Consider the following 23,108-nt stretch of genomic DNA (forward strand, 5'->3'; position numbering starts at 1 on the left):
TCCTTCACACGTGGCTCTTTCGCCGCCAGCGACCGCAGTGCTGCGCGGCCAGGACGACGGGTCAGCAAGCCGCGAGCCGCGAATCGCAGGCCGCAGGCCCGCGCGCCGTCGATCTCGCTGGGTCGGCTGGGAGCCACGGCCGCGCATTCTGAGCAGGCCGGCGGCGCGGCGTCCAGTGCGCTCGCACGCCATGGTAGGCTCTCGCCGATGCGACCGGGCCCGGCGCTCGCAGGCCTCCTGCTCCTCGCCTCCACGGCAGCCTCGGCCTGCGGGCCAACCACGTACAACGCCCGCGCCGCCCGCGCCTTCGCGAACGAGGACGCCCGCCGCGCCATCATCGACGATCGCGCCGCGGATCTGGAGCGAGCGGCCTGGCTTGCCGACGAGGTCCTCTCGAGCACCCCGTACTCCCCGGGTGACGCGTGGATCGCGGCGCTCCGCCTCGACGACGACGAGGGCGAGCGGCTCCGCGCGCGCCTCGAGAAGACGCCCCCCTACGACGGAGAGCACGAGGTCCCGCTCGCCAAGCTCTACCGCGCGAAGCTCGACGAGGCGCTCGCCCGCGCGGCGGCGCGCGGTGAGCGCGGCGCGCCGCCCGCGTTCGCGCGCCTCTTCGACGCGCTCGCTGCGCTCGCGGCGCCGTCGCGCGAGGCGAGCGCCGCGAGCCGCCTGCCGGCCGCGTGGCAGGCGCTCGCCGAGCACGCGCGGGCGCTCGCCGCCGAGGAGCGGAGCGTCGAGCGGCTCTCGGCCGGGAGGCCCCTCGGCGCCCCCGACACGCCCGAGATCGCCGCCGCGAAGGCGAGGGCCGGCGCGCGGCGGCGGGCGCTCGCCGGAGCGCACCGGGACGTCGCTTTCGCCGCCGCCGCGCTCCGCGCGGCGAGCGCAGGGCAGGAGCCCGCCCGGACGATCGCGCGCGACGCCCTCCATGTGCTGTCGTTCGTCCTGCGAATGCACATCGAGGCGCTCGCCGTGGCGCCGTACGTCGTGAAGCAGGCCCGGCGGGTGGCGCGGGACGAGCCCGGCTACAGGGCCGCCGTGGCGCGCGCGGAGGCGATCTCCAGGGTGCTCGAGGAGCAGCGCGCGGCGCTCTCCGCCTGCGCCGAGGCGCTCTCCGCGCCGGCGCAGACGCCGCTCGAGGACACGGCGGGCTTCGAGGCGCAGGAGGGCCTGCTCGAGCAGGGCCGGGCGATCAGCCTCGACGCCGTCCACCTGAAGCTGAAGGGCGACGTCGAGCTCCTGTTCTTCCACCAGCTCGCGAGCGCGGGCTCCTCCGGCGGCGTCAACGATTACCGGGGCAGGACGCGGCGGCTCGCCTACGACGTCGATCCTGTGTTCATGGTCGGCGGCCGGGCGCTGCTCACGTACGACTTCGACCACGCGCGCGACGCCGCGCGCCTCAACGCCGGCTTCAAGACCGACCGGCTGTTCTCGTCGGGCGGCGACATCCAGTACGACGGCTCGCTCGGCAGGCTCCTCGGGCTGAACGGCTTCGCGAGCGACGTCTTCGACATCGGCGCCGACCTCGCCGGCGTGAGCACGAGCCTCAAGATCGCGCGCTTCACCGCCGGGAACGTGACCGAGCTCGCCGTCGATCCGGCGACCGACCGCGACGCCGGCGCCGTCGCCAGCGCACCCTTCCAGCTCTTGCTCCGCCAGATCGACGTCGGCTTCGACCTGACGAAGCTCTTCCCGGAGGCCGCGGACGACCTCTACCTCGAGGAGCTGCTCGCGGGCTTCAGGTACATCGACTACAAGCTCCCGCGCATCTTCTATGCGCTCCGCGAGCGGGACCCGGGCGAGGGCGACGTCTACGTCTTCGAGCGGCAAAGCCCCGCCCAGAGCGTGACGTCGCGGTCTTACCAGGGCGGCTTCAGCGTGCGGATGGGCAACGGCGAGTGGCCGCGGCTCGCGCCGTTCGGCGATCTCGGCCTCTACGGCGGCGCCGGCCCGGTGCGCTACGCCTTCTCCACGGATCCCGCGGTCCCCGGCGCCCCGCGCGAGGTCGACGAGGCGACGATGATCGCGCTCTCCGGCAATGTGTCGGTGGGGCTCCGGCTCCGCTTGACTTCGTACCTCAGCCGGCTCCGCCTGCTCACCGAGCTGTCCTACAACGTGGAGGCGATCGGCCAGGGTATCATATCGAGCATCCACGCGACCAGACGCGGAGACGAGACGATCTACACGATCGGTCGCAAGCTCGAACTCGGTGGGTTCGACGTGTTCCACGGGCCCCGGCTGCTGGCGGTGCTCGTGCTCTGACGGGACAGGCGGCGCCCACGCTCCGCCCGTGCATCTGACGATGTCGATGTGTCTGTCGTGAAAAACGATCAGAACGGACGGGCACCACATCATCGCTGGAGAGCCCCGTAAGCCACGGAATCACGGGATCTTCTCGCGCCGACGAGCGCCGACGAGCGACGACGAGCGACGACGAGCGACGACGGTCGGGGCTCCGGGCGAGCGGCGCAAGCGGCGCCAATCAGCGCAGGGCGCTTACCTGTTACCTGGTGCGCGCAGATCTAACGAACGCGCCTACATTGGGGAGTTCCATGTGGGGAGTCTTACGGCCCACAAGTTTGTAAGGTCTGCAAGTTAACGAGTGCGGTCGTCCGACCAGGTGGTGTAACCTCGTTCGACGCGGGTGAGACTATGTCGCTGAACTTCAACGAGGGGATGCTGTTCGCTGGTAGGTACCGCGTCGTGCGCAGCATCGCGACGGGTGCGATGGGGGCGGTCTACGAGGTCGTCCACGTCGAGACGGACCGGCGGCGAGCGCTCAAGGTCATGCACCCACACCTCGCCGAGAACCCCGAGTTCCACGCGCGGTTCAAGCTCGAGGCGCGCATCGCCGCGCGTATAGCGACCGAGCACATCGTCGAGGTGTTCGACGCCGGGATCGACCTGGACACCGGCATGCCGTTCCTCGTGATGGAGCTGCTCCGCGGCGAGGAGCTCAGCAAGCGCATCCGCCGCGGCGGGCGCCTGCCGCCGGAGAACGCCATCGCCTACCTGCGCCAGACCGCGCACGCCCTGGACAAAACGCACGCGGCCGGCGTGGTCCACCGCGATCTGAAGCCCGCGAACCTCTTCCTCGCGGCGAGCGACGACGACGACGAGATCCGGATCAAGGTGCTTGACTTCGGCATCGCAAAGCTGGTCGCCGAGACGGCGGTCGAAGGGGCGAACACCGCCGCCCTCGGGACGCCGCTCTACATGGCGCCCGAGCAGTTCAGCGGCGAGACGATCACGCGGGCGGTCGATCTCTTCGCGCTCGGCATGATCGCGTACACGACCCTCGTCGGCAAGGCCTACTGGCTGAACGACATGCGCGAGTACAGCAACTCGCTGGCGTTCGCGGTGATCGCGATGCACGGCCCGCAGGAGCCCCCGTCCGTGCGCGCGGAGAAGGAGGGGGTGAAGCTGCCCCCGGGCTTCGACGCGTGGTTCGCGAAGGCGACGGCGCGCGAGCCCGGGGCGCGCTTCCCGACCGCTTCGTCCACGGTGGAGGCGCTCGCCGAGGTCTTCGACATCGCCCCCATGACGGTCAGGTCGTCGCGCCTGGCCGCGCTGGAGACGCCGATCCCGCGGTATAGCCATGTCAGCCAGGGGCCCGGGTCGTCGATGCCGGTGGCCGCCCAGTCGTCCAGCACGGGCGTGGAGACCCGGGTCGGCACCGGCACCGGCACCGGCACCACCGCGGCGCCGCGGAGCCGATCCGCGCTCGTCGTCGCGGCCATCGCCCTGGTCGGCGGCAGCGCCCTCGCCCTCGCCGCGTTCAGCAAGGGCAGGTCCCCGGCCCCCGGCCCCACCGAGCACGCGCAGGCGGCGCAGGCGGCGCAGGCTGCGGCCGTCGCGCCGCCCTCCACGCCGCCCGATGCCGCCCCGGGCGCAGCCCGCCCCGAGGAGGCCGGCAAGGAGGCCGGCACGCCCAGGTCGACCGACCTCGCGGCGCCGGCGAGCCCCGCCGCCGCGCCGCCCGCGAACAGCAGCCTGGCGATCGCTCCCGAAGTGTTGGCGAGCGCGAAGGCCTCGCCGGCGCCGCGCACCCCGGCGCCGCCGCCCGGCGCCTGGCGCAAGATCGCGCCGACCGCCTCCCCCGCCCCCGCGGCGAAGCCCCGGGAGTCGCTCTACGGCGCAGACTGAGCGCGGCCCCACAACCCGCTGATTTTTTGCCTGGGGCGGTCCCAAAGGAGGTATCTCATGTTACCTCCGATGCGAACCTTCTGGCCCGGGTCCGTCTTGAGCGGACTACTGTGCATTGCTGTCACCGCGCCGGCGAACGCGCAGCCTGACGCCGTGGCCGTGGCCGAGTCGCTCTTCAACCGCGGCCTCGCGGACATGCTGGCGGGGAAGTTCCAGACCGGCTGCCCTGCCCTCACCGAGAGCTACCGGCTCGATCCTCGCGCAGGGCGGCTGTTCACGCTCGCCGAGTGCGAGGCCAAGTGGGGGCGCACCGCGACCGCGGTCGCGCGCTACAACGACTTCCTTTCGCTCTACTCCCGCCTATCCGAGTCCGAGCAGCTCAAGCAGTATGATCGCTACAAGCTCGTGCTCGAGCAGCGCGACGCGCTCGTGCCGCTCGTGCCACAGCTCACGCTGTCGCTGCCGGCCGACGCGCCCGCCGGGACGATGGTCCAGCGCGACGGCATCACGCTGGAGGGGCCTTCGCTCGGGATCGCGCTCCCCGTCAACCCGGGCGAGCACGTCGTGACGACGAAGGCGCCGGGCGGGCCCACCCACGAGGTGCGGTTCACGATCGAGAAGTCGGAGGAGAAGACGATCGAGCTCGAGGTGAAGCTCCCGGAGGCGCCGCCCCCGGCGACGCCGGCGGATCAGCCGCCCCAGCAGTCCGCCCCGCCGCCGTCGCAGCACGACGAGGGCGCGTCGCGGACGCCGGCGCCGACCGGGACCAGCGGCCGGCGCGTGCTGACGTACGTGACGGGCGGGCTCGCCTTGGGCGGGCTGATCGCCGGGGGAGTGACGGGAGCCATGGCGCTCAGCGAGGGCCGCCACGCGGAGGAGGACTGCGACGACGTCGGCTCCGGCAGGGCGGTATGCAAGACCGCCGAAGGGAAGGACGCTGGAAAGCGCGCGAAGGACCTGGGGCTGGTGAGCACGATCGGCTTCGGCGCCGGGGCGGCGCTGGCTGGCACGGCGCTCGTGCTCTTCCTGACGGAGCCCTCCTCGTCCGGTTCGCAGGCCAGCGCGACTACCGGCGCGCAGGCCGGCGCCGCGCCCTACCACCCAGCAGGCGCGATGAGCTGGTCGCTGCTCGCGGGACCGACCGGCGGCGGCGTCGTGGTGCGCAGCCAGTGGTGAAACAGCCCGCGCCTGTCGCCGCCTTCGCGCGCGCACGGTAGCGCGGCCCACGCTCACGCCGCCTCGAAGCCGCGTTGCGATGCGACGTCCAAGGGAAATCCACGACCGCCTCGCCGCGCACCGTCGGAACCTTGCGCCTCGTCCTGGGGCGCGGCCGAGCGTAGTATCCCGTGGAAAACTACAGGCCGACGCGCCCTGGCGGGTGAGGCGGTGAGGAAAGGGCAACTCATGATCACGAAGACCACGATGGCCATGTTCGGGGTCGCAGCCGCCGGTCTGCTCGCAGGCTGCACGGAGACGCTCGATTCGCAGCAGATCAAGACCGGAGGGATCTCGGCGACCCTGGAGGCGATCGCCGAGAGCGCGTCGTCGACGACCCTGCGGGCCACCCTCAAGGCCGGCGGCGACGAGAGCAACACGTACGTCATCCTGAGCGCGGGAGATCGGATCTCGGCGACCGTGGACGGCGAGGCGGTCGCGATGTCCGCCGAGAGCGATGGGGTCTACGAGGCTGGCGTCGACGTCGGCGCAGGAGGCACCGAGATCAAGGTGCTGCTGGACCGCGACGACGAGGACGACGACGACGCGACGAACAACGTGGGGACGCTCCCCGATCCGTTCGACCTCGAGGCGCTGCCCAGAGAGCCAGTCCCGCGCGGCGAGGACCTCACGATCACCTGGTCGCCGAGCGCGTCCGGGGACGACATGGTGATCGACGTGAAGGGCGACTGCATCTTCTCCAAGACGTTCGATGTGGGGGGCGACCCGGGGACGTACACCATCGACGCGGGCAAGCTGGAGGAGACCAGCTCACAGGAGCCCGAGAGCTGCGACGTGGACGTCGTGATCCGCCGCTCGCGCAACGGCACGACGGACAACAACCTGGACCCGGAGAGCTCGTTCGAGCTGAGCCAGGTCCGGGGAGGCCGCTTCACCTCGGCCCCCTGAGGCTCAGCCGAACAGCGCGGCGTAGTCGTCCTCGCGGAAGCCCACGAGCACCCGGTTTCCCTTCACCAGCACAGGCCGCTTCACGAGCTTCCCGTCCTCGGTGAGCCACCGCGTGACGTCGTCGTCGCTCGCGGCGTCCACCCGCGCCTTGCCGAGCGCGCGGTAGCTCTGCCCGCTCGTGTTGAGCCACCGGCGCACCGAGAGCCCGCTCGCTGGGACCCACCGGGCGAGCTCTGCGGCCGTCGGCGGCTCATCGACGATGGGGCGCACGGCGACGTCGACGCCGCGCTCGCCGAGCCACTTCAGCGCTCGCTTGCAGGTGCTGCAGCCGGCATAAGAGAGGATCTGGACCTTGCTCATGCCGGGCCTTCTGCCCCCTCGACCGCGCGACATCAAGCGCGGATGAGCGCGAACAAGGAGATGGAAAGCGCGCGCATAGCAGGAGAGAAAAAAAGGGCTCCTGTGCAATGCGCCCGGAATGCGCCCGAAGACGAGCAATGCACCGATTGACCGCGGGCGGTTCATGGCGCGCGCCGGCGCCGACGGCGGCGGACGAAATGCCGCATCGCGCGACGGGCCGTCTGGTATAGGGGGCGCGGAAAGGAGCCGCCCCCAGCGGCAGCGCCCCTCGTGATCCGTCTCGATTCCATCAGCAAGCAGCACGGCAAGCAGATCCTCTTCCTCGAGGCCTCCGCGGCGGTGAACCGCGGCGAGAAGGTCGGCCTGGTGGGGCCCAACGGCTCGGGCAAGACGACCATCTTCCGGATGATCACCAAGGAGGAGGCGCCCGACGGCGGCCAGGTCGCCATCGATCGCGGCGTCACCGTCGGCTACTTCAGCCAGGACGTCGGCGAGATGAAGGGCAGGAGCGCCGTCGCCGAGACCATGGACGGCGCCGGCCCGGTCTCCGACGTCGCCGCGGAGCTCCGCGAGCTCGAGGCCGCGCTCGCCGACCCCGAGCGGATGGATGAAATGGAGAGCTTGATCGAGCGCTTCGGGCAGGCCCAGGCCCGCTACGAAGAGCTCGGCGGCTACGCGCTCGACGCCAAGGCGCGCGAGATCCTCGCCGGGCTCGGCTTCAGCCAGGCCGTGATGGACGGCGACGTGGGCGCCCTCTCGGGCGGGTGGAAGATGCGCGTCGCGCTCGCCCGCATCCTCCTCATGAGGCCCGACGCGCTCCTGCTCGATGAGCCGACGAACCACCTCGACATCGAGTCGATCATCTGGCTCGAAGGGTACCTGAAGCAGTATGCCGGGGCGCTCGTCATGACCTCGCACGACCGAGAGTTCATGAACCGCATCGTCACCAAGATCATCGAGATCGACGGCGGCGAGCTCACCAGCTACTCCGGCAACTACGAGTTCTACGAGCAGCAGCGCGCCATCAACGAGCAGCAGGCCGAGGCGCAGTACGAGCGCCAGCAGGCGATGCTCGCGAAGGAGATGCGCTTCATCGAGCGCTTCAAGGCCCAGGCCGCCAAGGCGGCGCAGGTCCAGTCGCGCGTGAAGAAGCTGGAGAAGATCGACAAGGTCGAGCCGCCGAAGCGCAGGAGGACGATCCGCTTCGAGTTCAAGCCCGCGCCGCGCTCGGGTGACGACGTGGCGCGGCTCAGCGGGGTGAAGAAGTCCTTCGGCGGGCGCTCCATCTACGACGGATTCGACCTCCTGATCCGCCGCCGCGAGCGCTGGTGTGTGATGGGCGTAAACGGCGCCGGCAAATCCACCCTTCTCAAGCTCGTCGCGGGGGCATCCGCCCCGGACGCAGGCGGGGTGAACGTCGGCGCGAGTGTGAAGCTGGGGTATTTCGCGCAGCACGCGATGGAGCTCCTCGACCCGACCCGCTCCGTCTGGGAGTCTATCGTGGCGAGCTTCCCGCAGGCCTCGATCGGCTCGCTTCGCACGCTCGCCGGCGCGTTCGGCTTCTCGGGCGACGACATCGACAAGCCCTGTCGCATCCTGTCCGGCGGCGAGAAGGCGCGCCTCGTGCTCGCGATCATGCTCTATGATCCGCCCAACTTCCTCGTGCTCGACGAGCCGACGAACCACCTCGACATGGCGACCAAGGAGATGCTCGTCGCGGCGCTCTCCTCGTTCGAGGGCACCATGCTGTTCGTCTCGCACGATCGCCGCTTCCTCGCCGCGCTGTCCAACCGCGTCCTGGAGCTCCTGCCCGACGGGCCGCGCGTGTATGGCGGGGGATACCTGGAGTATGTCGCCCAGAGCGGACACGAGGCGCCAGGCATCCGGAGCTGACCCGCGCCGACGTGGCGCTCGCGCGGCGTGCGGCGCGCGCGGCGAGCAAGCTCCGCCTGGGAGCGGCGCTCTCTCGTCGATTTCGTCGATTCGAGTCGGTGCTAGGTGAACACGCGCTCAAGGATTCGCGCTATCGTGAGGTCCCCGATGGATCTGCTCGGTAGACCGAACCCAAAGCGGCTCTCCGACTTCATCCAGCGCCACCACGACGCGCTCCTGGATGCCTGGAAGTACCGAGTCCAGGCGCTCAGCCCGGCGCGGCGGCTGCCGGCGCCGAGACCGACCGATCACCTCCCGGACATCCTCGCCTACATCGCCGAGGGCACGCGCAGCGCGGGCACGGCGGCGACGGCCGACCGGAAGCACCGGGGGCTCCCTGGGCTCCACGCGTTGAGCCGGCTCGCCCACGGGTACGATCTCGCCGACGTCGTGATGGAGTACGCGGCGCTCCGCGTCGTGATCCTGGAGCTCTGGGAGCGGGACGGCGGCGGGGACGGGGGGCGTGAGGTCATCCAGCTGAACGGGACGATCGACGAGGCGATCGCCGACGCGGTGTCCCGTTACCAGGCGGCGCGTGTGCGCCTGCTCCAGGCGCTCGACGCCATCTCGACGGCCGCGCTCGGAAGCAGCGATCTGGACACCTTCCTAAAGGCGCTCCTCCGTGCCACCCGGGAGGCGGCGGCCGCCGTGGACGTGGCGATCGTCCTGCTCGGGGACGGGGACGCCCTCGAGGTCCACGCGACCGCGGGCATCGACGACGGGCCGCTGCCCGGGCCCCCGCTCGAGGCGGCGCGGGAGTTCGCCCGCGCGGTCCTCGCGCTGCGCGGGCCCACGTCGCTCGACGCCGCGGCCGGCGGCTTGCCCGTCACCGCGCGGGAAATCCGGGCGAGGGGGCTGCGCGCCGTCTACGGCGTGCCGCTGATCCACGAGGGGCACTCCATCGGCGTCGCGATCCTCGGCTCCCGCAACGCCGAGGAGTTCTCCGAGGACGACGCGCTGATGCTGCGCACGATGACCAGCCGGGCGACCGGCATCATCGTGCAGGCGCAGCTCGTCGCGAAGGAGCGCGCTGCGCGGCGCCAGGCGGACGACGCCCGCGCCCTGCTCGCGACCGTGGTCGAGCAGATGCCGGCGGGGCTCGTCATCGCCGAGCCGCCGACGGGGCGCGTCCTCCTCTCGAACCCCCAGGCCGGGGCGATCTTCGGGCTGCCGCTCCTGGAGATCCGCAACATCGAGGGCTACGCCGTCTGCCGGGGCTCCGACCCTCGGTCAGGCAGACCGTACAAGGCCCAGGATTGGCCTCTCGCGCGGACGATCACGACCGGGGAGGTCGTGATCGACGAGGAGATCGACATCGTCCGCGGCGACGGGACGCCAGGGCGGATCCTCGTGCGCTCGGCGCCGGTCCGGGATCCGGGCGGGCGCGTGATGGCGGCCGTCGTGACCTTCTTCGACATCACGGAGCGGACGCGCGCCGAGCGGGGGGAGCGCTTCCTGGCCGCCGCGAGCGCCGCCCTCAGCGACACCCTCGACTTCCAGGGCACGCTCGACCGGGTGGGGCACCTGACGGTCCCCGAGCTGGCAGACTGGTGCGTCATCCAGACGCTCCCGGACCTCGAGCAGGCGCGCGGGATCACGGTGACCCACACGCGCCCGGAGGAGCTCCAGCGGGCGCGGGCGCTCTTCCGCGAGCTGGATCCCCCGCCGCCGCTGATGGCGCTGCTGGAGCGGGCCCTCTGCAGCGAGCGCCCGGAGCTCATCGGGGATCTGTCGCACCCGCTGGTCGCCTCGCTCGACGAGAACGGCGCCTTCCGCCGGTTCGCCCGGGCGCTCGGGATCACGTCGGCCATGGTGGTCCCGATGGTCGCGCGGGGCCGCACCTTCGGCTGCATCACGCTGGCGACGGCGGGGTCCGGCCGGGTCTACGACGAGGCGGACCTCGCGGTGGCGCACGACCTGGCGCAGCGGGCGGCGCTCGCGGCGGACAACGCCCGCCTGTACGAGGCGGCGCAGCGCGCAATCGAGCTCCGGGACAACGTGCTCGCCACGGTGTCCCACGACCTCAGGAACCCCCTGAGCGCGATCCTCACGGCGGCCGCCGTGATGACGAAGCGCGCGGCGACGCGGGGAGAGAAGGGCGACACGAAGGCGATCCAGGCGATCCAGCGCTCGGCGCACCGGATGGATCGGCTGCTCCACGACCTGCTCGACTTCGCGAGCCTGCGCGCCGGCCGGCTGGCGCTGCGCCGGCAGCCGCAGGATCCGCGGGAGATCGGCAGGGAGGCGGTGGAGACGTTCGAGTCGCAGGCCCAGGAGAAGGGGGTCCAGCTAGGGGTCGTGGCGGCCGACGACGTCCCGCTCGTCACGTGTGATCGCGATCGGGTGCTCCAGGTGCTCACCAACCTCCTGAGCAACGCGCTCCAGGTGACGGGCGCCCAGGGGGCGATCACGCTGCGGTGCGAGCGCGGGGAGGAGCACGTCGTCTTCTCGGTGGCCGACACGGGGCCCGGGATCCCGGAGGACGAGCTGCCCCACCTCTTCGAGCGGTTCTGGCGCGGCCAGCGGAACGGCTACAAGGGCACCGGGCTCGGGCTGGCCATCGCCCGGGAGCTCGTGGCGGCCCACGGGGGGACGATCCACGTGGAGAGCCGCGTGGGCGTGGGGACGACGTTCAGGTTTACGATCCCCGTCATGGACGAGGGGTGAGCCGGGGGCGACGGGCAGACGGGACAGCCGCCGCAGGGGAGGAGTGGACGATCGAGCGCGCCGGTCCCAGGAGCCCTCGGGAAGGAGGAGACATGGGAGTCGATACCACGCACGATCCGCCGGGCGACCCGCGCCTCGCGCACGAGGTCAGCGAGGAGAAGCGGCCTCTCCCGCAGGCGGATGTCCCGGGCGTCCGCGGGCCGATCACGCCGTCTGGCGAGCTCGAGGACACTCCGCCCGACGAGGTCGATAGCTGGGGCAGCGAAGGCGGCGCCGGCTCGTACGCGGGGGGGCCGATCATCTCGAATACGAAGATCTCCGCGCCGAGGTCGCCCCGCGCGTCGGGGTAGCGGGGAAGTAGGGTTGATCCGCCCGGCCGGCGGGCGCGACACAAGGGCGACCGGTGAGCGCTGGAGACAGCGAGAAGAAATCAAGTCGACCCCTGAACATTTCAGACGACGACCGCGCCACCTCACGGCAGCTGCGCGGACCTGGGCGCGCACCGCTGCATGTAGGCCGGCTCGGGGCAGCCGTCGTGCGTCAGGATCTCGCCGTCCAGGCACTTCACGAGCGCCGCCCGGATGTCGAGGCACCTCCCCCGCCCCGCGTCCACACATCGATGCTCCGTGGTGGTCCCGTTGGCGCAGCCGTCGAGCTGGCCCTCGGGGCACTCGAGGAGCGGCCCAGTCGAACAGCCGTTCTCCCGCTGCTCGCCCGCCGCAACCGTCGACGTCCCCTGGGTCGCCGGCTGCTTGCTGGAGCAAGCCGCGCTCGAGACGAGCGCGAGCCCCGTGAAGAAGAGCCCCGTGAAGAAGAGGCTCAGGCCCCGACGGGGCGAGTCGCTGCGCGTGTTCATACCGTCGTTCTCCGTGGATCAAGCCCGGCCGCGGGACCCCGAAGGCGGGTCGCCGCCCGAGCGGGCGGCAGCGTACTCCACTCCACGTCCACGGGACGACAGGGTCCCGGCCCACGCTCGCCTCGCCCCGCAGGCGCGGCCCAGGTCAAGACCCGATGGCCAGGTCAAAACGCGCCGCCGCCGTGCGCGAGCAGCGCCCACGTGTCGCCGCCCGTCTGGGTCGTCGCGCCGCCGAGGCTCAGGTCGTCGAAGAACGCAGGACGGAAGTTGAACCGAGCGCCCAGCTTGACGTTGCGCGTGACGAGCCGCTCCACGCCCGCGGTGAGCGGCACCGACAGCGCGAACGCGTCGCCGCCGCGGCCCGCCCAGCCCACGTAGCCCACGCCCGCGACAACGAACGGCTGCACGATCGCCTCGTCAGCGCGCAGGATGTTGTAGCGCAGACCCGCGTCGAGCGAGGTCATCACCAGCGATTTCCCCACGAGCGCGCGCTCGTTCACCGAGCCGGTGTAGTTGGCCTCGACGGCCACGCGCGGCGACATGCTCCCGGTCACCCGAACGTTCCAGCTCGGCCCGACGCCCGCGGCGCCGCCCAGGAAGCCCAGCACGCCGAGGCCGCCCTCCACCGCGACAGTGGGCTCCGGGATGCGCCGGATGAGCGGTTGATCCGCCGGAGGGAGGTTGCCTGTCGGCCGGACCTGCTGATCCCGGCCCGCCGCGCCCTGCGCCTCCGCCGCGCCGGCGAGCGCCATCATTCCGGCGGCGGTCATGGCGGCCGCCGCGAGTCGTCGCGTGCTCATTGCAGTTGTCTCCGGTTGGCTCGTTCCGTCTTCGACGACCGCCTCGTGCACACCGCAGGCCACACGCGGCTGTGCAGCCCAGGCCCGGCGGGCTCCGCCTTGCGCCGCGCAGCCCAGGCCCGGCGGGCTCCGCCTTGCGCCGCGCAGCCGGGCGCCGCCGAAACCGCGGCACCACCGAAACCGCGGCGCCGCTCGCGCGTATCTCGGACATGGAACTCATGGAACCGAGGCGCAGAGCGGGCGGGCGAGCGATGGCGATGACCCCGATCTCCCTTTCCGGGCGCCGGCCTTCCTGTTCAAGTGGAGACCGCCGCGCGCCCTCGTGCGCGGGCGCGCAACAACCCGAGAGATCCAGGAGGCGAGCGTGAAGACGATCCGGACAAGGACCTTGCTCCTCCTCGCGCTCGCGGCCGCCGGCCTGGGCGCGGCCGCGTGCCAGGGGGAGCAGCCGAGCCTCGCGCCCGCCGCGACCGAGCTCAAGGCGCCGGAGCCGAAGGCGCCCGCCGCGGCGACCTTCGCGATCGACCGCGCGGGCAGCAAGGTCGAGCTCGTGATGGATGCGCCGCAGGAGAAGATCCGCGGGCGGATCGCGGGCGCCGCCGCGGGGACGCTCCAGGTCGACCCCGCCGACGTCACGAGGACGACGGGCCTCATCACGGTCGACCTCTCCACGATCGAGCTCTTCCAGACCGCCGTGGGCGACGACGGCAAGCCCGGCGAGGAGAAGAAGAGCGACCTGCAGAACCAGCACGCGCGCACCTGGCTCGAGATCTCGAAGGACACGCCCGACGACGTCCGCGCGAAGAACGAGAAGGCCCAGTTCGCGATCCGGTCGATCTCGACCTCCGGCGAGAAGGACCTCTCGAAGCTGTCCGGCGCGGAGCGGACGGTGACCGTCACGGCGTCGGGCGACCTGCTGCTGCACCAGCGGCAGTCCCCGAGGACCGTGGAGCTCATCGCCACGTTCAGGTACGAGGGCGAAAGGCCCGCGAGCGTCACCGTGAAGACGGCGAAGCCGTTCCCGGTGGGGCTCGCCGAGCACGACGTCCGCCCGCGGGAGGCGTTCGGCAAGCTCGCCCAGAAGACGCTCGAGGTGCTCTCGCCCAAGGTCGCCAAGGAGGCGATGGTGACGCTCGAGCTGACCGCGACCGCCGGCGCGGCCCCCATGGCGCCGGCGGCGGCAGCGGACGGCGGCGCGCGGTGAGCGCGGCGCGCCGCCCGAAAGTGGGCCGTTGCGGCGACGCAGCGGCTCTGAGATGACACGGCGGTCCGGAAGCCGCCGGAAGCCGCCGGAAGCCGGATCACGCCTCGCCCGCCGGAGGGCGCAGGCCCGTCGAGACGACAACGGTGGGCGCAGGCCCGTCGAGACGAGAACCAGAGGAGCCACACGATGCTGTCGAAGAAGAGCATTTACGAGACCCTCGCCGCGCTGAGCGCCGGCGCCATGGTGATGAGCGGCTGCGCCGGCGCGCAGGCGCCGGTCAACGCGAGCGAGGTCCCCGCAGAGCAGGCCGCCCCCGCCGCCCCGGCCGAGCCCGCGCCGGCGCCCGCGCCCGCGCCGGCCGAGACCGCCACCGGCGACGCCGCCGCGGGCGCGAACGTCCCCGCCGCCCCGGCCGAACCCGCGCCGCCGAGCGACGCGCAGTCCGCCGCGACCTCGCCGAAGGTCGCCCCCACGGCCACCCCGGCGGCCACGGCCGCGCCGCCCACGCCGCCCACCGGCGCCCCGGCGAAGCCCGCCGCCAAGAAGACGGGCGCCGCCGCGAAGAAGCCCGGCCACGCGGGCTGCGGCCAGGGCACCTGCGGCTGATCGCGGCCTCCCGCGCCCTTCGCGTACCCCCATGACCGGCAGCGCGCTCACCGGCGTCGGCCTCGGGCTCCGATGGGAGTTCCTCGACGAGGTGCTCGCGGCGCTCGACGCGCCCGATCACGGCGCGCGCGACGCGGCGCTGCCCGTCCCCTTCTTCGAGCTCTCCCCCGAGAACTACATGCGGCGCGGCGGCTACTTCCCCGCCGCGATCGAGCGCGTCCGGGAGCACCGCCCGATCCTGACGCACGGGCTCACCCTGTCCGTCGGCGGGCTCGATCCGTTCGACGCCGGCTACCTGCGCGCGCTCGGGGGGTTCCTGGAGCGGCTCGATCCCCCCTTCCACAGCGACCACCTCTGCTTCTCCGGGGTCGACGGCGCGTTCCTCCACGACCTCCTGCCGCTCCCGCACACGTCCGCGGCCGCCGCCCACGCCGCGGCCCGCATCCGCGAGGCGGAGGAGCGGCTCGAGCGCCCGATGGCGATCGAGAACATCACCTACTACCTGGTCCCGGGCCGCGCCTCGCTCGACGAGGCCGACTTCCTCGTCGAGGTGCTCGAGCGCGCCGGCTGCCGGCTCCTGCTCGACGTGAACAACGTCTACGTCAACGCCCGGAACCACGGCTTCGACCCGGTCGCGTTCCTGGAGAAGATCCCTCCCGAGCGCGTGGCCGCGATGCACGTCGCGGGGCACGCGTGGCGCGACGACGCGGAGGTCCTCGTCGACACGCACGGCGCGCCGGCGATCGCCCCGGTGCTCGACCTGCTCGCCCGCGCGGTCGCGCGGACCGGGCCGGTGCCGGTCGTGCTCGAGCGGGACAACGACGTGCCGCCGCTCGGCACGTTGCTCGCCGAGCTCGCCGAGGTCGACGCGGCGTACCGGCGCGGGCTCGCCGCGCGGGAGGCGCGAGCGTGAGCGGGGCGCGCGGGGTGGGCGAGACGCGCCAGACGCGCGAGACACGCGAGACGTCGAACACGCCGCCGCCGGAGCTCGCGGCGCTGGAGCGGGCGCTCCAGCGGAGCGTGACCGCGCCGGACGGCGAGGCGATCGCGGCCGATCCGCGCGCGTGGCTCGCCCGCGCCGGGCTCGAGGGGCCGGACCTCGAGGCGATGGCGGCGCTCCCGCCGAAGCGGCTGCTGCTCTACCGGAGCCTCATCCGCCGCGGGCTGACGGGCGCGATCCGCGCCGGGATCCCGCGGACCGCGGCGCGGCTCGGCGCGCGGTTCGAGGCGGACGTGGCGCGCTTCATCGAAGCGGAGCCGCCCCGGTCGCGCTACCTCCGCGACATCGCGTTCGAGTTCGTGGGGTTCGCCGCGCCGCGCTGGGCCGGGGATCCGGAGGTCCCCGCGTACCTCGCGGATCTCGCGCGCCACGAGCTGGCCGCGTTCGCGGCGGCGTGCGCCGAGCAGGACGAGGAGGCCGGCGCGGGCGGGGCGTCAGGGCCGCTCGGCGACGAGGCACCAGCGACACCGGGCAACGAGGCGCCAGCGACACCGGGCGACGAGGCGCCAGCGACACCGGGCGACGAGGCGCCGGGGCCCCTGGGCGAAGCGCTGTCGCTCGACCGGGGGGCGCGCTTCCAGCGGGCCGCGGCGCTCGTGCGCTACGAGCACGCGGTCCACAGGCTGCAGGGCGACGCGTCTGCGCGCGACGTGCCGGCCCGCGAGCCCACCCGCCTGCTCGTGTACCGCGACGCCGCGCACGACGTGCGCTTCCTCGAGCTCACGCCGCTCGCGGCCGAGATCCTGGGCCGCCTCCTCGCGGGCGCCGCGCTCGGGGAGGCCGTGGTCGCGGGCTGCGCCGCGCTGGGACACCCGGTCGACGGGCCGGTGCTGGAGAGCACCGCGGCCCTGCTGAGCGACCTCGCCGAGCGCGGGGCGCTCCTCGGGCCGTCGCGATGATCGCCGGGGCGCAGACGGTGTATGCCGTCAGGACCGCCATGGATGAGCTCGCCCTGAACGAAGCGATGGACCGGTACGCGTGCGGCGACGCGCGCGCGTTTCCGGAGCTGCACCGCGCGCTCGCGGCGCGCCTCCTCGCGTACCTCACCCGCATGAGCGGCTCGGAGACGCTCGCGGGCGACCTGACGCAGGAGACGTTCCTGCGGATGCACCGCGCCCGATCGAGCTTCGCCCGCGGCGGCGCCGTCGCGCCGTGGGCCTACGCCATCGCGCGCAACGTCTACCTGGATCACGCGCGCGCCCAGAAGCACCGCGGCACCGAGCGCCTCCCGAGCGATCCGGGCGCGGAGCCGCCGGACGCGCGCGGCGCGGACGCCGAGGCGGTCGCGATCGCCTCCGAGACGGCGCGGGCGGTGGAGCGGACGCTGGCGGGCCTGCCGGCCTCGCAGCGCGAGGCGTTCATCCTGATCCGGTACGAGGGGCTCAGCGTGCAGGACGCCGCGGCCGTCCTGGGGACGACCGCGAGCGCGGTGAAGCTCCGCGCGTTCCGCGCCTACGAGGCGCTGCGGGCGGCGCTCGATGATCTCAAGCGGCGGCCCGAGGCGGAACCAGGAGGCGCGGAAGAGCGCCGCCGGGGCAAGAGCCAGGGGCGCGTCCGGGGAGGTGCCAATGTCGAATGAGCGCGACTTGCTGAGCGGGCTGAAGGACATCCCCGATCCCGCGGCCCACCTCGCCGCCGGCCCGCCGCCGGCCCAGATCGAGGCGCCGGCCGAGCCGTCGCCGACACGCCCGGCGCGCGAGCGCCGCGTCGTGGGCGCGATCCTTGCGGGGCTCGCGTGGATCCTGCTCCTGACGTGGTGGGAGGGCTTCCGCGACGACCTCGGGTCGCCCCGGGTCGCCCTCCCGCTCGTCCTCTTGGCGGCGCTCTCCGGCCTCGGCCTGCTGCTCGCGCTCTTGCCGCGCGCCCGGGGCCTGCCGGCCGGCGTGCGGGCGCTCCAGGTGCTCGTCGCCGCGGTGGCGGTCGGGTTCCTGGCCGCGGCGGTCGTCACGTCGCGTGTGGACGACGTGCTGGCGCCCCTGATCGTGCACCTCGAGTGCAGCGCGGTCGCGCTCAGCATGGCGCTCGTGCCGTTCGCGCTGGCGGCGCTCGTGCTGCGCCGCTCGTTCCTCTCGGCCCCGGCGTGGCGGGGCGCGGCGATCGGGGCCCTGTGCGGGCTCGGGGCGGCGCTCGGCATCCACGCGCACTGCTCGCTCGACGAGGTCGTCCACGTCGCCTTCGCCCACGGCGTGCCCATCGCGGCCGGCGCGCTCCTCGGTGCCGCCGCCGGGGCGCTGCGCGGGCGAGCCTGAGGCGCCGCGCGGCGTCGCGCATCCTCCCCGGCCATCACTGCGAGGCGGCGCGACCGCCGCGGACCTGCCGCCGTGCGCCGCGAAGGATCGCGCCGTGGCGCTTGCGCCGCGGCGCTGGCCAGGACTAACGCAGGAGGCAGGAGAAACCAGGTCGATGCGGCGCGCGCTCCTCTTTCTGGCGGCGGGACTGTGGCTCGGATGCGGCAGCTCCGGCGCCGGAGCCGCGAACAACGGCGCCACGACGGGCGTGACCGCCGGCGGCGGTGACGGCGCGAGCCAGGGCGACGGCGCGAGCGTCGGCAGCACGAGCGCCAGCAGCACGAGCGGCGGCGGCGCGGGCGGCAGCGGTGGAGCAGGCGGCAACGGCGCGGGCGGCGGCGGCTCGCCGGCCGAACGCGCGTTCGCGGTCTATGTCGGTGGTCACGAGGGGCTCTTCGTCTTCCGCCTGGACGACGCCGACGGCGCGCTCTCGGCCGTGCAGGGCCCGCTCGACGCCGAGATGAACCCGACCTTCCTCGCCGTCGACCCCGCGCACCAGCGCCTCTTCGCGGCGAACGAGCTGAACGAGGTGGACGGGGAGCTGTCGGGAGCGGTCAGCGCGTTCCGGATCGATCCTCAGGGCGGGACGCTCGAGCTCATCAACAGGGCTTCTTCGAAGGGCGCGGGCCCCGCCCACCTGTCCACGGATCGCTCCGGGCGCTTCGTCCTCGTCGCCAACTACGGCGGCGGGACGGCGGCGGTGCTCCCCGTGGGCCAGGACGGCGCGCTCGGCCAGGCGGTCGACGACGTGTCCTTCGGTCGCCGGACGAGGCCGCACCACGCCATGACCGATCCGGCGAACCGGTTTGCGTTCGTCACCAACCTCGGGCTCGACGAGATAGCGCAGCTCACCTTCGACGCGGACACGGGCCAGATGGAGCCGAACGATCCGCCAGCCCTCTCGCTCCCCGCGGACACGACGCCTCGACACCTCGAGTTCCACCCGAACGGCCGGTTCGCCTATGTGATCAACGAGTCTGCCGGCTCGATCACCACCCTGAGCTACGATGCATCGCGCGGGACGTTCACCGCCATGGCCACCGTCTCGATCTTGCCCAACGGCGTGAGCGCCGAGGGAAACTTCTCCGCCGAGGTCCAGGTCTCCCCGTCGGGCAAGTTCGTGTACGGGTCGAACCGCGGCCACGACAGCATCGCCATCTTCGCGGTCGATCCCGAGCGGGGCACGCTCACGCCCGCCGGCCATGCCTCGACGCAGGGCATGACGCCGCGCCATTTCCAGATCTCGCCAACAGGCAAGCTGATGCTCGTCGCGAACCAGGATTCGGGGAACATCGTCGCGTTTCGCGTGGACGAGGCGACGGGCGCCCTCGAGCCGACAGGCCGTGTCACCGAGGTCCCCGAGCCCACCTATGTCGGGATCGTGGCCCTGCCGGACCGCTGAGCGGGGCGCCCTCTCTCGGGCCCTGGCGCTGGGGGACGAGCGAGCGTTGGCCCGGCCCCTGCGACGACGTCGATCGCCGGATCGACGCCGCACAGATGCGCGTGGTGGATCCACCACACCCAGCACAGCATGCCGAACGGCAGATAGCCGAAGTACCCGAGCAACGGCATCTCGAACACGTGCAGCACGTTCACGTAGGGCACGTCGTACTTCCAGAAGTTGGGGTTCTGTGGCGTGCTGTAGAAGTTCCACATCTCGCCGACCAGGTAGTTGAGCGCGCACGCCAGGCCCATCAACACCACCGGCGCCCAGTTGCCGCTGCGGATCGCCGAGAACGGCGTCCACGCGCCGGCGAGCGACACCGCCGCGGTCAGCACCAGCAGCGGGCTCAACCACAGCAGCGGGAACAGCGGCGCGGGCCACAGCACCAGCGCGGCCAGCGACAAGAGGCCGAGCCACAACAACCGCCGGACCGCCGCGCGCGACAGCGCGATCTGCGGCCCACGCTCGAAGCGAGCCCGCAGCGGCGCGATCGTCGTCAGCAATTGGTAGACCACGAAGGTCGACGGCAACACCGTGGTGAAGGCCAGGCCGAACCACGCCAGGTAGCCGCACCGCGAGAAGATCGCGTCGTTGGGGTAATACCAGTTCGAGCGCGTGAAGTAATTGAGGTACTCGAAGAAGTACCAGGACACGCACGAGGTCGCCGCGATCGCCAGCACCGCCGCCGGCCGCCGCGATACCAGCGAGACCCCACCGGTGCGGCGATAGACCACGCCGTCGAGCGCGAGGATGAAGCCCCACCACTGCGGCACGAAGCTGAACGGCACCAGCGCCGCCGCCTCCAGCGGCTTGCCCCACATCAGCGCCCACGAGGCCACCGCCAGCAGCGCGCCCGGCACGCACCACGGCGGGAACGGGACCGGCCGGACGCCCGCGGGCCGGGTCGCCGCCGGCGCGGCGAACCCGAACCGCTGCGGCGCCCACAAGAAGCCGAGGGTCAGCAGCGCCAGGGCGACGCCGAGGCCGAACACGAACCAGCTGAAGCCCGGTACATCCGGGCTCTTCGGCGGTGGGAACACGCCCCACGTGTCGGGCATGTCGCCGTGGACCAGCAGGCGGGTGGCGAGCGGCGTCGCCACCAAGGCGAGCAGGCCGAGGACGAGCGGAAGCTTGCTGACCTTCGCACGCATCGTCAGTCATAACGTGTATCACGAGCGCCGCACCGGCGTAACCCCTCAGCCATCGTCATGGGCATGGCCAACTGCGGCTCTCGCCGGGGTCGACGATGCTGCGCACGGCGTCGGCACACGGCCGGCTCGGGGCGCGTCCGGGTCGCTACACCGCCGAGAGGCGCCTCTGCAGCGCTTCGGGAGAGACGTCCTCGATCCGGCTCGGCCTCTTTTACTTACGCGCATTGCAGCCAGGCGAGCTCTGCGCTGCGGATGCCTGTGCGCACAGCGCTCACGAGGCTCACCATCTCCGACAAAAATGAGGGAGATAGTCGCGCCCGAGAACGAAAGCCCCACGGGCGATCTGCTGTTGCGCGAACCTATCTTGTCTCCGACTGCCTCGGTCGCGGCGAGCGGTCGAGCGAGGAAGGTGTATGCGCGGATCTCGAATCTTCGCGCCTGCCGGCACGGTATGGCTCTCCGGCGCCTGGGCCGCGGTGCTCGCGCTCCTCCCGGCGGCTGCGCCTGCCGCAGCGGCGCCCCTGGAGTCGCCGGCCTGCGGGTGACCAGCGCCGGCGAGGTCCTCGATCCGGGAGGGTTCGTCGTCCCGCTGGGCCCGAAGCCCCTGGGCGAGATCGCGCTCGCCTCGGACGGCGACGCTTTTTTGATCGTCGGGGAGACATTCTACGAGCCGGGCGGCAGCGTTCGCGAGCTCCACGCTTCGCGCTTCGCCCCGACCGGCGAGGCGAATCCGCCCGGAAGCGCCGTCGTCGCCAGCTTCTCCCGAGGCGGCTCAGCCGACGTCGCGTTCGGCGGCGCGGGCTACCTCGTGGTCTGGCAGCAGGGTGAGGGCCGTGAAGACGGCGAGATCCGCGCGGCCCGCGTCAGCGTGACCGGCGAGGTCCTCGATCCGGGCGGCTTCCTCGTCGACACGGTTCCGGTGTTTCCCTGGACACCGTCGGGCCCGCGGGTCGCATTCGACGGCGCGAACTACCATGTGGCATGGTCCGGTCAGGAGGGTAGTTGGCGTGTGCTCGCGCCGCCCCGGCCAGTCACCTCGGGGGCTTGGAAGGAACCCCGCCGCGGATCACCGCCCGAGATGGCGCTTCGGCTCCTCCCCCGACTTCCGCAGCATCACGATCTTCCCCGTCGGCGTCCCCACGGTCTTCACGAAGGTGGCCCGCTGTCGCCCGAGGACCCAGCTCGCCTCGGCGAGCTCCTCCTCGGCGCGCTGGCCCTTCACCAGCAGCACGAGCCCGTTGGGCCGCACGAAGGGCACGGTCAGGGGGATCAGCATGACCAGGCGCCCCACCGCGCGCGCCGTCACCGCGTCGAACGCGCCGCGGAGATCGCCCTTGCCGAGCTGCTCGGCGCGCTCGGCGCGCACCGACACGTTGGTGAGCCCGAGGCCCGCGGCCACCGCGACGAGGAACGAAGCCTTCTTCTGCGTCGCCTCCACCAGAGTCACCTTCAGATCGGGCCGAGCGATGGCGAGCGGAAGGCCGGGGAGGCCCCCGCCCGAGCCGATGTCGGCGAGGCGCGCCCCCGCGCTCAGCTCCTCCAGAAGCGGCACGAGCGTGAGCGAATCGAGGACGTGTTTCTCCCAGACCTCGACCGGATCCGTGATCGAGGTGAGGTTCATCAGCTCGTTCATCGCGAGCAGGCGCGCGAGGTAATCGCCGAGCTTGGCGATCACCCCGGCGTCGAGGGGGACACCGATCGCCGCGAGGCGCTCCGCGAAGCCCTCCGGAGGCGTGAGCGGAGCGGGAGCCGGCAGCGGGAGAGGAGCGCGTTCGTCAGGGAGCATGGACGTCCGCACACCCTAGCAAGCTCCCCCTCGTGAAGCGCCGCAATTCTCGCGCTCGCCCTCCCCGCCCGCTCCGGGGCCGCCCTTGTGACGGCTCGCTACATCGCCGAGAGGCGCCTCTGCAGCTCTTCGGGAGAGACGTCCTCGATCCGGCTCGCGAAGGACCAGCGATGGCCGAACGGATCGCGGAGCCAGGCCGTCCGGTCTCCGAACGGCTTGTCCTGCGGCGGGCGATCGATGGTCGCGCCTGCCGCCGCGGCCTGCGCGACGAGCGCGTCCACGTCCTCCACGTAGACGACGACGGCCGGGCTGCTGCCTCCCAGCGTCTCGGGGCTGATGGCGCCGAGCTCGGGATACTCGTCCGACAGGAAGAACCGGGCTCGGCCGATGGACAGCTCGGCGTGGCCGATCCGCCCGTCGGGCATCGGGATGCGCGAGTCCTCGCGCGCGCCGAACGCGCGCTTGTAGAACTCGATGGCTTCCGCGGCGCTCCGCGCGCTCAGGTAGGGGAAGCACGTCTGACCATCCGGGACGGGGTGGATCTTGCTCTTCGTCATCGTCGCGCTCCTTCGTGCTCGTATCGGATCATGGCCTTTCCCGGGGGAACGGCGGGAGTTGCCTTGACGGTCGAGCGGCGCGCCTCGCGCGCCCATGCGCCAGGAGGAAGGCGAGCCTCTCCTGGCGCTCGTCGCCTCGGCGATCCGGGTTGGCGCTCATCCTGGAGCATCGCGCCGACCGCGTATTGGA

The 23,108-nt window shown here is 72.5% G+C and carries 21 protein-coding genes; 15 read left to right on the forward strand and 6 right to left on the reverse strand.

Annotation, left to right across the window (positions count from 1 at the left end; genetic code table 11):
• Positions 1–207: 207 nt before the first annotated feature.
• From WMF12_RS31760 to WMF12_RS31775, 4 genes are all read left to right on the forward strand, one after another.
• Entirely contained in the window at positions 208–2,259 is a 2,052-nt protein-coding gene (locus WMF12_RS31760; RefSeq protein ID WP_437851406.1) for a hypothetical protein, read from the forward strand.
• Positions 2,260–2,649: 390 nt separating this feature from the next.
• Positions 2,650–4,143: a serine/threonine protein kinase gene (locus tag WMF12_RS31765; protein ID WP_437851408.1), complete on the forward strand. Its 1,494-nt coding sequence runs from the start codon at positions 2,650–2,652 to the stop codon at positions 4,141–4,143.
• Between the two features lie 96 nt (positions 4,144–4,239).
• Positions 4,240–5,319: a hypothetical protein gene (locus tag WMF12_RS31770; protein WP_437851411.1), complete on the forward strand. Its 1,080-nt coding sequence runs from the start codon at positions 4,240–4,242 to the stop codon at positions 5,317–5,319.
• Positions 5,320–5,547: 228 nt separating this feature from the next.
• Entirely contained in the window at positions 5,548–6,267 is a 720-nt protein-coding gene (locus WMF12_RS31775) for a hypothetical protein (RefSeq protein WP_437851413.1), read from the forward strand.
• 3 nt (positions 6,268–6,270) lie between these two features.
• Here the strand turns inward: WMF12_RS31775 and WMF12_RS31780 are convergent, their stop codons facing one another.
• The gene (locus tag WMF12_RS31780) at positions 6,271–6,627 is read right to left on the reverse strand and encodes a Spx/MgsR family RNA polymerase-binding regulatory protein (RefSeq protein ID WP_044966189.1); all 357 of its coding nucleotides are present in this window, start codon (positions 6,625–6,627) and stop codon (positions 6,271–6,273) included.
• A 270-nt stretch (positions 6,628–6,897) separates the two neighbouring features.
• Between WMF12_RS31780 and abc-f the strand changes: the two genes are divergently transcribed.
• The 3 genes from abc-f (at position 6,898) to WMF12_RS31795 (ending at position 11,576) form a co-directional block, all read left to right on the forward strand.
• Positions 6,898–8,520: a ribosomal protection-like ABC-F family protein gene (abc-f, locus tag WMF12_RS31785; RefSeq protein ID WP_437740415.1), complete on the forward strand. Its 1,623-nt coding sequence runs from the start codon at positions 6,898–6,900 to the stop codon at positions 8,518–8,520.
• Between the two features lie 135 nt (positions 8,521–8,655).
• Complete coding sequence (locus WMF12_RS31790; RefSeq protein ID WP_437851415.1) at positions 8,656–11,226, forward strand: ATP-binding protein; 2,571 nt, start codon at positions 8,656–8,658, stop codon at positions 11,224–11,226.
• Between the two features lie 92 nt (positions 11,227–11,318).
• Positions 11,319–11,576 carry a hypothetical protein gene (locus WMF12_RS31795; RefSeq protein ID WP_437740417.1) on the forward strand — a complete coding sequence of 86 codons (258 nt, stop codon included), beginning with the start codon at positions 11,319–11,321 and terminating at the stop codon, positions 11,574–11,576.
• Positions 11,577–11,698: 122 nt separating this feature from the next.
• Here WMF12_RS31795 and WMF12_RS31800 read toward each other — a convergent pair whose 3' ends face one another.
• Together WMF12_RS31800 and WMF12_RS31805 are read right to left on the reverse strand one after the other, a co-directional pair.
• Positions 11,699–12,082, reverse strand: a complete 384-nt coding sequence (locus WMF12_RS31800) for a hypothetical protein (RefSeq protein ID WP_437851417.1) — start codon at positions 12,080–12,082, stop codon at positions 11,699–11,701.
• A 164-nt stretch (positions 12,083–12,246) separates the two neighbouring features.
• Positions 12,247–12,882 carry a hypothetical protein gene (locus WMF12_RS31805; RefSeq protein ID WP_437851419.1) on the reverse strand — a complete coding sequence of 212 codons (636 nt, stop codon included), beginning with the start codon at positions 12,880–12,882 and terminating at the stop codon, positions 12,247–12,249.
• A 364-nt stretch (positions 12,883–13,246) separates the two neighbouring features.
• On the opposite strand from WMF12_RS31805, the gene WMF12_RS31810 reads away from it, so the two are divergent.
• From WMF12_RS31810 to WMF12_RS31840, 7 genes are all read left to right on the forward strand, one after another.
• The gene (locus WMF12_RS31810) at positions 13,247–14,086 is read left to right on the forward strand and encodes a hypothetical protein (RefSeq protein ID WP_437851420.1); all 840 of its coding nucleotides are present in this window, start codon (positions 13,247–13,249) and stop codon (positions 14,084–14,086) included.
• A 186-nt stretch (positions 14,087–14,272) separates the two neighbouring features.
• Complete coding sequence (locus WMF12_RS31815; protein ID WP_437851422.1) at positions 14,273–14,692, forward strand: hypothetical protein; 420 nt, start codon at positions 14,273–14,275, stop codon at positions 14,690–14,692.
• 31 nt (positions 14,693–14,723) lie between these two features.
• Entirely contained in the window at positions 14,724–15,605 is an 882-nt protein-coding gene (locus WMF12_RS31820; RefSeq protein ID WP_437851423.1) for a DUF692 domain-containing protein, read from the forward strand.
• Complete coding sequence (locus WMF12_RS31825) at positions 15,602–16,591, forward strand: HvfC/BufC N-terminal domain-containing protein (RefSeq protein WP_437851425.1); 990 nt, start codon at positions 15,602–15,604, stop codon at positions 16,589–16,591. Before WMF12_RS31820 ends, WMF12_RS31825 begins: the two co-directional genes overlap by 4 nt.
• 38 nt (positions 16,592–16,629) lie before the next feature.
• Positions 16,630–17,271: an RNA polymerase sigma factor gene (locus WMF12_RS31830; RefSeq protein WP_437851427.1), complete on the forward strand. Its 642-nt coding sequence runs from the start codon at positions 16,630–16,632 to the stop codon at positions 17,269–17,271.
• Positions 17,261–17,941: an NrsF family protein gene (locus tag WMF12_RS31835; protein WP_437851429.1), complete on the forward strand. Its 681-nt coding sequence runs from the start codon at positions 17,261–17,263 to the stop codon at positions 17,939–17,941. The genes WMF12_RS31830 and WMF12_RS31835 overlap by 11 nt, the downstream gene beginning before the upstream one ends.
• Before the next feature lie 154 nt (positions 17,942–18,095).
• Positions 18,096–19,382 carry a lactonase family protein gene (locus tag WMF12_RS31840; RefSeq protein ID WP_437851432.1) on the forward strand — a complete coding sequence of 429 codons (1,287 nt, stop codon included), beginning with the start codon at positions 18,096–18,098 and terminating at the stop codon, positions 19,380–19,382.
• On the opposite strand, the gene WMF12_RS31845 is transcribed toward WMF12_RS31840, so the two are convergent.
• Complete coding sequence (locus WMF12_RS31845) at positions 19,349–20,524, reverse strand: small-conductance mechanosensitive channel (RefSeq protein WP_437851434.1); 1,176 nt, start codon at positions 20,522–20,524, stop codon at positions 19,349–19,351. The genes WMF12_RS31840 and WMF12_RS31845 overlap by 34 nt on opposite strands.
• Before the next feature lie 464 nt (positions 20,525–20,988).
• Here WMF12_RS31845 and WMF12_RS31850 point away from each other — a divergent pair, with 464 nt between their 5' ends.
• Positions 20,989–21,120 carry a hypothetical protein gene (locus WMF12_RS31850; protein ID WP_437851436.1) on the forward strand — a complete coding sequence of 44 codons (132 nt, stop codon included), beginning with the start codon at positions 20,989–20,991 and terminating at the stop codon, positions 21,118–21,120.
• A 521-nt stretch (positions 21,121–21,641) separates the two neighbouring features.
• Here WMF12_RS31850 and rsmG read toward each other — a convergent pair.
• Positions 21,642–22,361 (reverse strand): 16S rRNA (guanine(527)-N(7))-methyltransferase RsmG, encoded by a 720-nt coding sequence (rsmG, locus tag WMF12_RS31855; protein ID WP_437851438.1) that lies wholly within the window; start codon positions 22,359–22,361, stop codon positions 21,642–21,644.
• A 98-nt stretch (positions 22,362–22,459) separates the two neighbouring features.
• Entirely contained in the window at positions 22,460–22,918 is a 459-nt protein-coding gene (locus tag WMF12_RS31860; protein WP_437740429.1) for a VOC family protein, read from the reverse strand.
• Positions 22,919–23,108: the final 190 nt, after the last annotated feature.

The sequence above is a fragment of the Sorangium sp. So ce363 genome (assembly GCF_051520435.1).
GTDB classification, from domain to species: domain Bacteria; phylum Myxococcota_A; class Polyangia; order Polyangiales; family Polyangiaceae; genus Sorangium; species Sorangium cellulosum_B.

What these genes read in the sequence shown, in the direction of transcription:
- WMF12_RS31760 (WP_437851406.1), top strand. Translation starts at nt 208, where the DNA reads ATGCGACCGGGCCCGGCGCTCGCAGGCCTCCTGCTCCTCGCCTCCACG.
- WMF12_RS31765 (WP_437851408.1), top strand. Translation starts at nt 2,650, where the DNA reads ATGTCGCTGAACTTCAACGAGGGGATGCTGTTCGCTGGTAGGTACCGC.
- WMF12_RS31775 (WP_437851413.1), top strand. Translation starts at nt 5,548, where the DNA reads ATGATCACGAAGACCACGATGGCCATGTTCGGGGTCGCAGCCGCCGGT.
- WMF12_RS31780 (WP_044966189.1), bottom strand. Translation starts at nt 6,627, where the DNA reads ATGAGCAAGGTCCAGATCCTCTCTTATGCCGGCTGCAGCACCTGCAAG.
- WMF12_RS31795 (WP_437740417.1), top strand. Translation starts at nt 11,319, where the DNA reads ATGGGAGTCGATACCACGCACGATCCGCCGGGCGACCCGCGCCTCGCG.
- WMF12_RS31800 (WP_437851417.1), bottom strand. Translation starts at nt 12,082, where the DNA reads ATGAACACGCGCAGCGACTCGCCCCGTCGGGGCCTGAGCCTCTTCTTC.
- WMF12_RS31805 (WP_437851419.1), bottom strand. Translation starts at nt 12,882, where the DNA reads ATGAGCACGCGACGACTCGCGGCGGCCGCCATGACCGCCGCCGGAATG.
- WMF12_RS31815 (WP_437851422.1), top strand. Translation starts at nt 14,273, where the DNA reads ATGCTGTCGAAGAAGAGCATTTACGAGACCCTCGCCGCGCTGAGCGCC.
- WMF12_RS31820 (WP_437851423.1), top strand. Translation starts at nt 14,724, where the DNA reads ATGACCGGCAGCGCGCTCACCGGCGTCGGCCTCGGGCTCCGATGGGAG.
- WMF12_RS31830 (WP_437851427.1), top strand. Translation starts at nt 16,630, where the DNA reads ATGGATGAGCTCGCCCTGAACGAAGCGATGGACCGGTACGCGTGCGGC.
- WMF12_RS31835 (WP_437851429.1), top strand. Translation starts at nt 17,261, where the DNA reads ATGTCGAATGAGCGCGACTTGCTGAGCGGGCTGAAGGACATCCCCGAT.
- WMF12_RS31840 (WP_437851432.1), top strand. Translation starts at nt 18,096, where the DNA reads ATGCGGCGCGCGCTCCTCTTTCTGGCGGCGGGACTGTGGCTCGGATGC.
- WMF12_RS31850 (WP_437851436.1), top strand. Translation starts at nt 20,989, where the DNA reads ATGCGCGGATCTCGAATCTTCGCGCCTGCCGGCACGGTATGGCTCTCC.
- rsmG (WP_437851438.1), bottom strand. Translation starts at nt 22,361, where the DNA reads ATGCTCCCTGACGAACGCGCTCCTCTCCCGCTGCCGGCTCCCGCTCCG.
- WMF12_RS31860 (WP_437740429.1), bottom strand. Translation starts at nt 22,918, where the DNA reads ATGACGAAGAGCAAGATCCACCCCGTCCCGGATGGTCAGACGTGCTTC.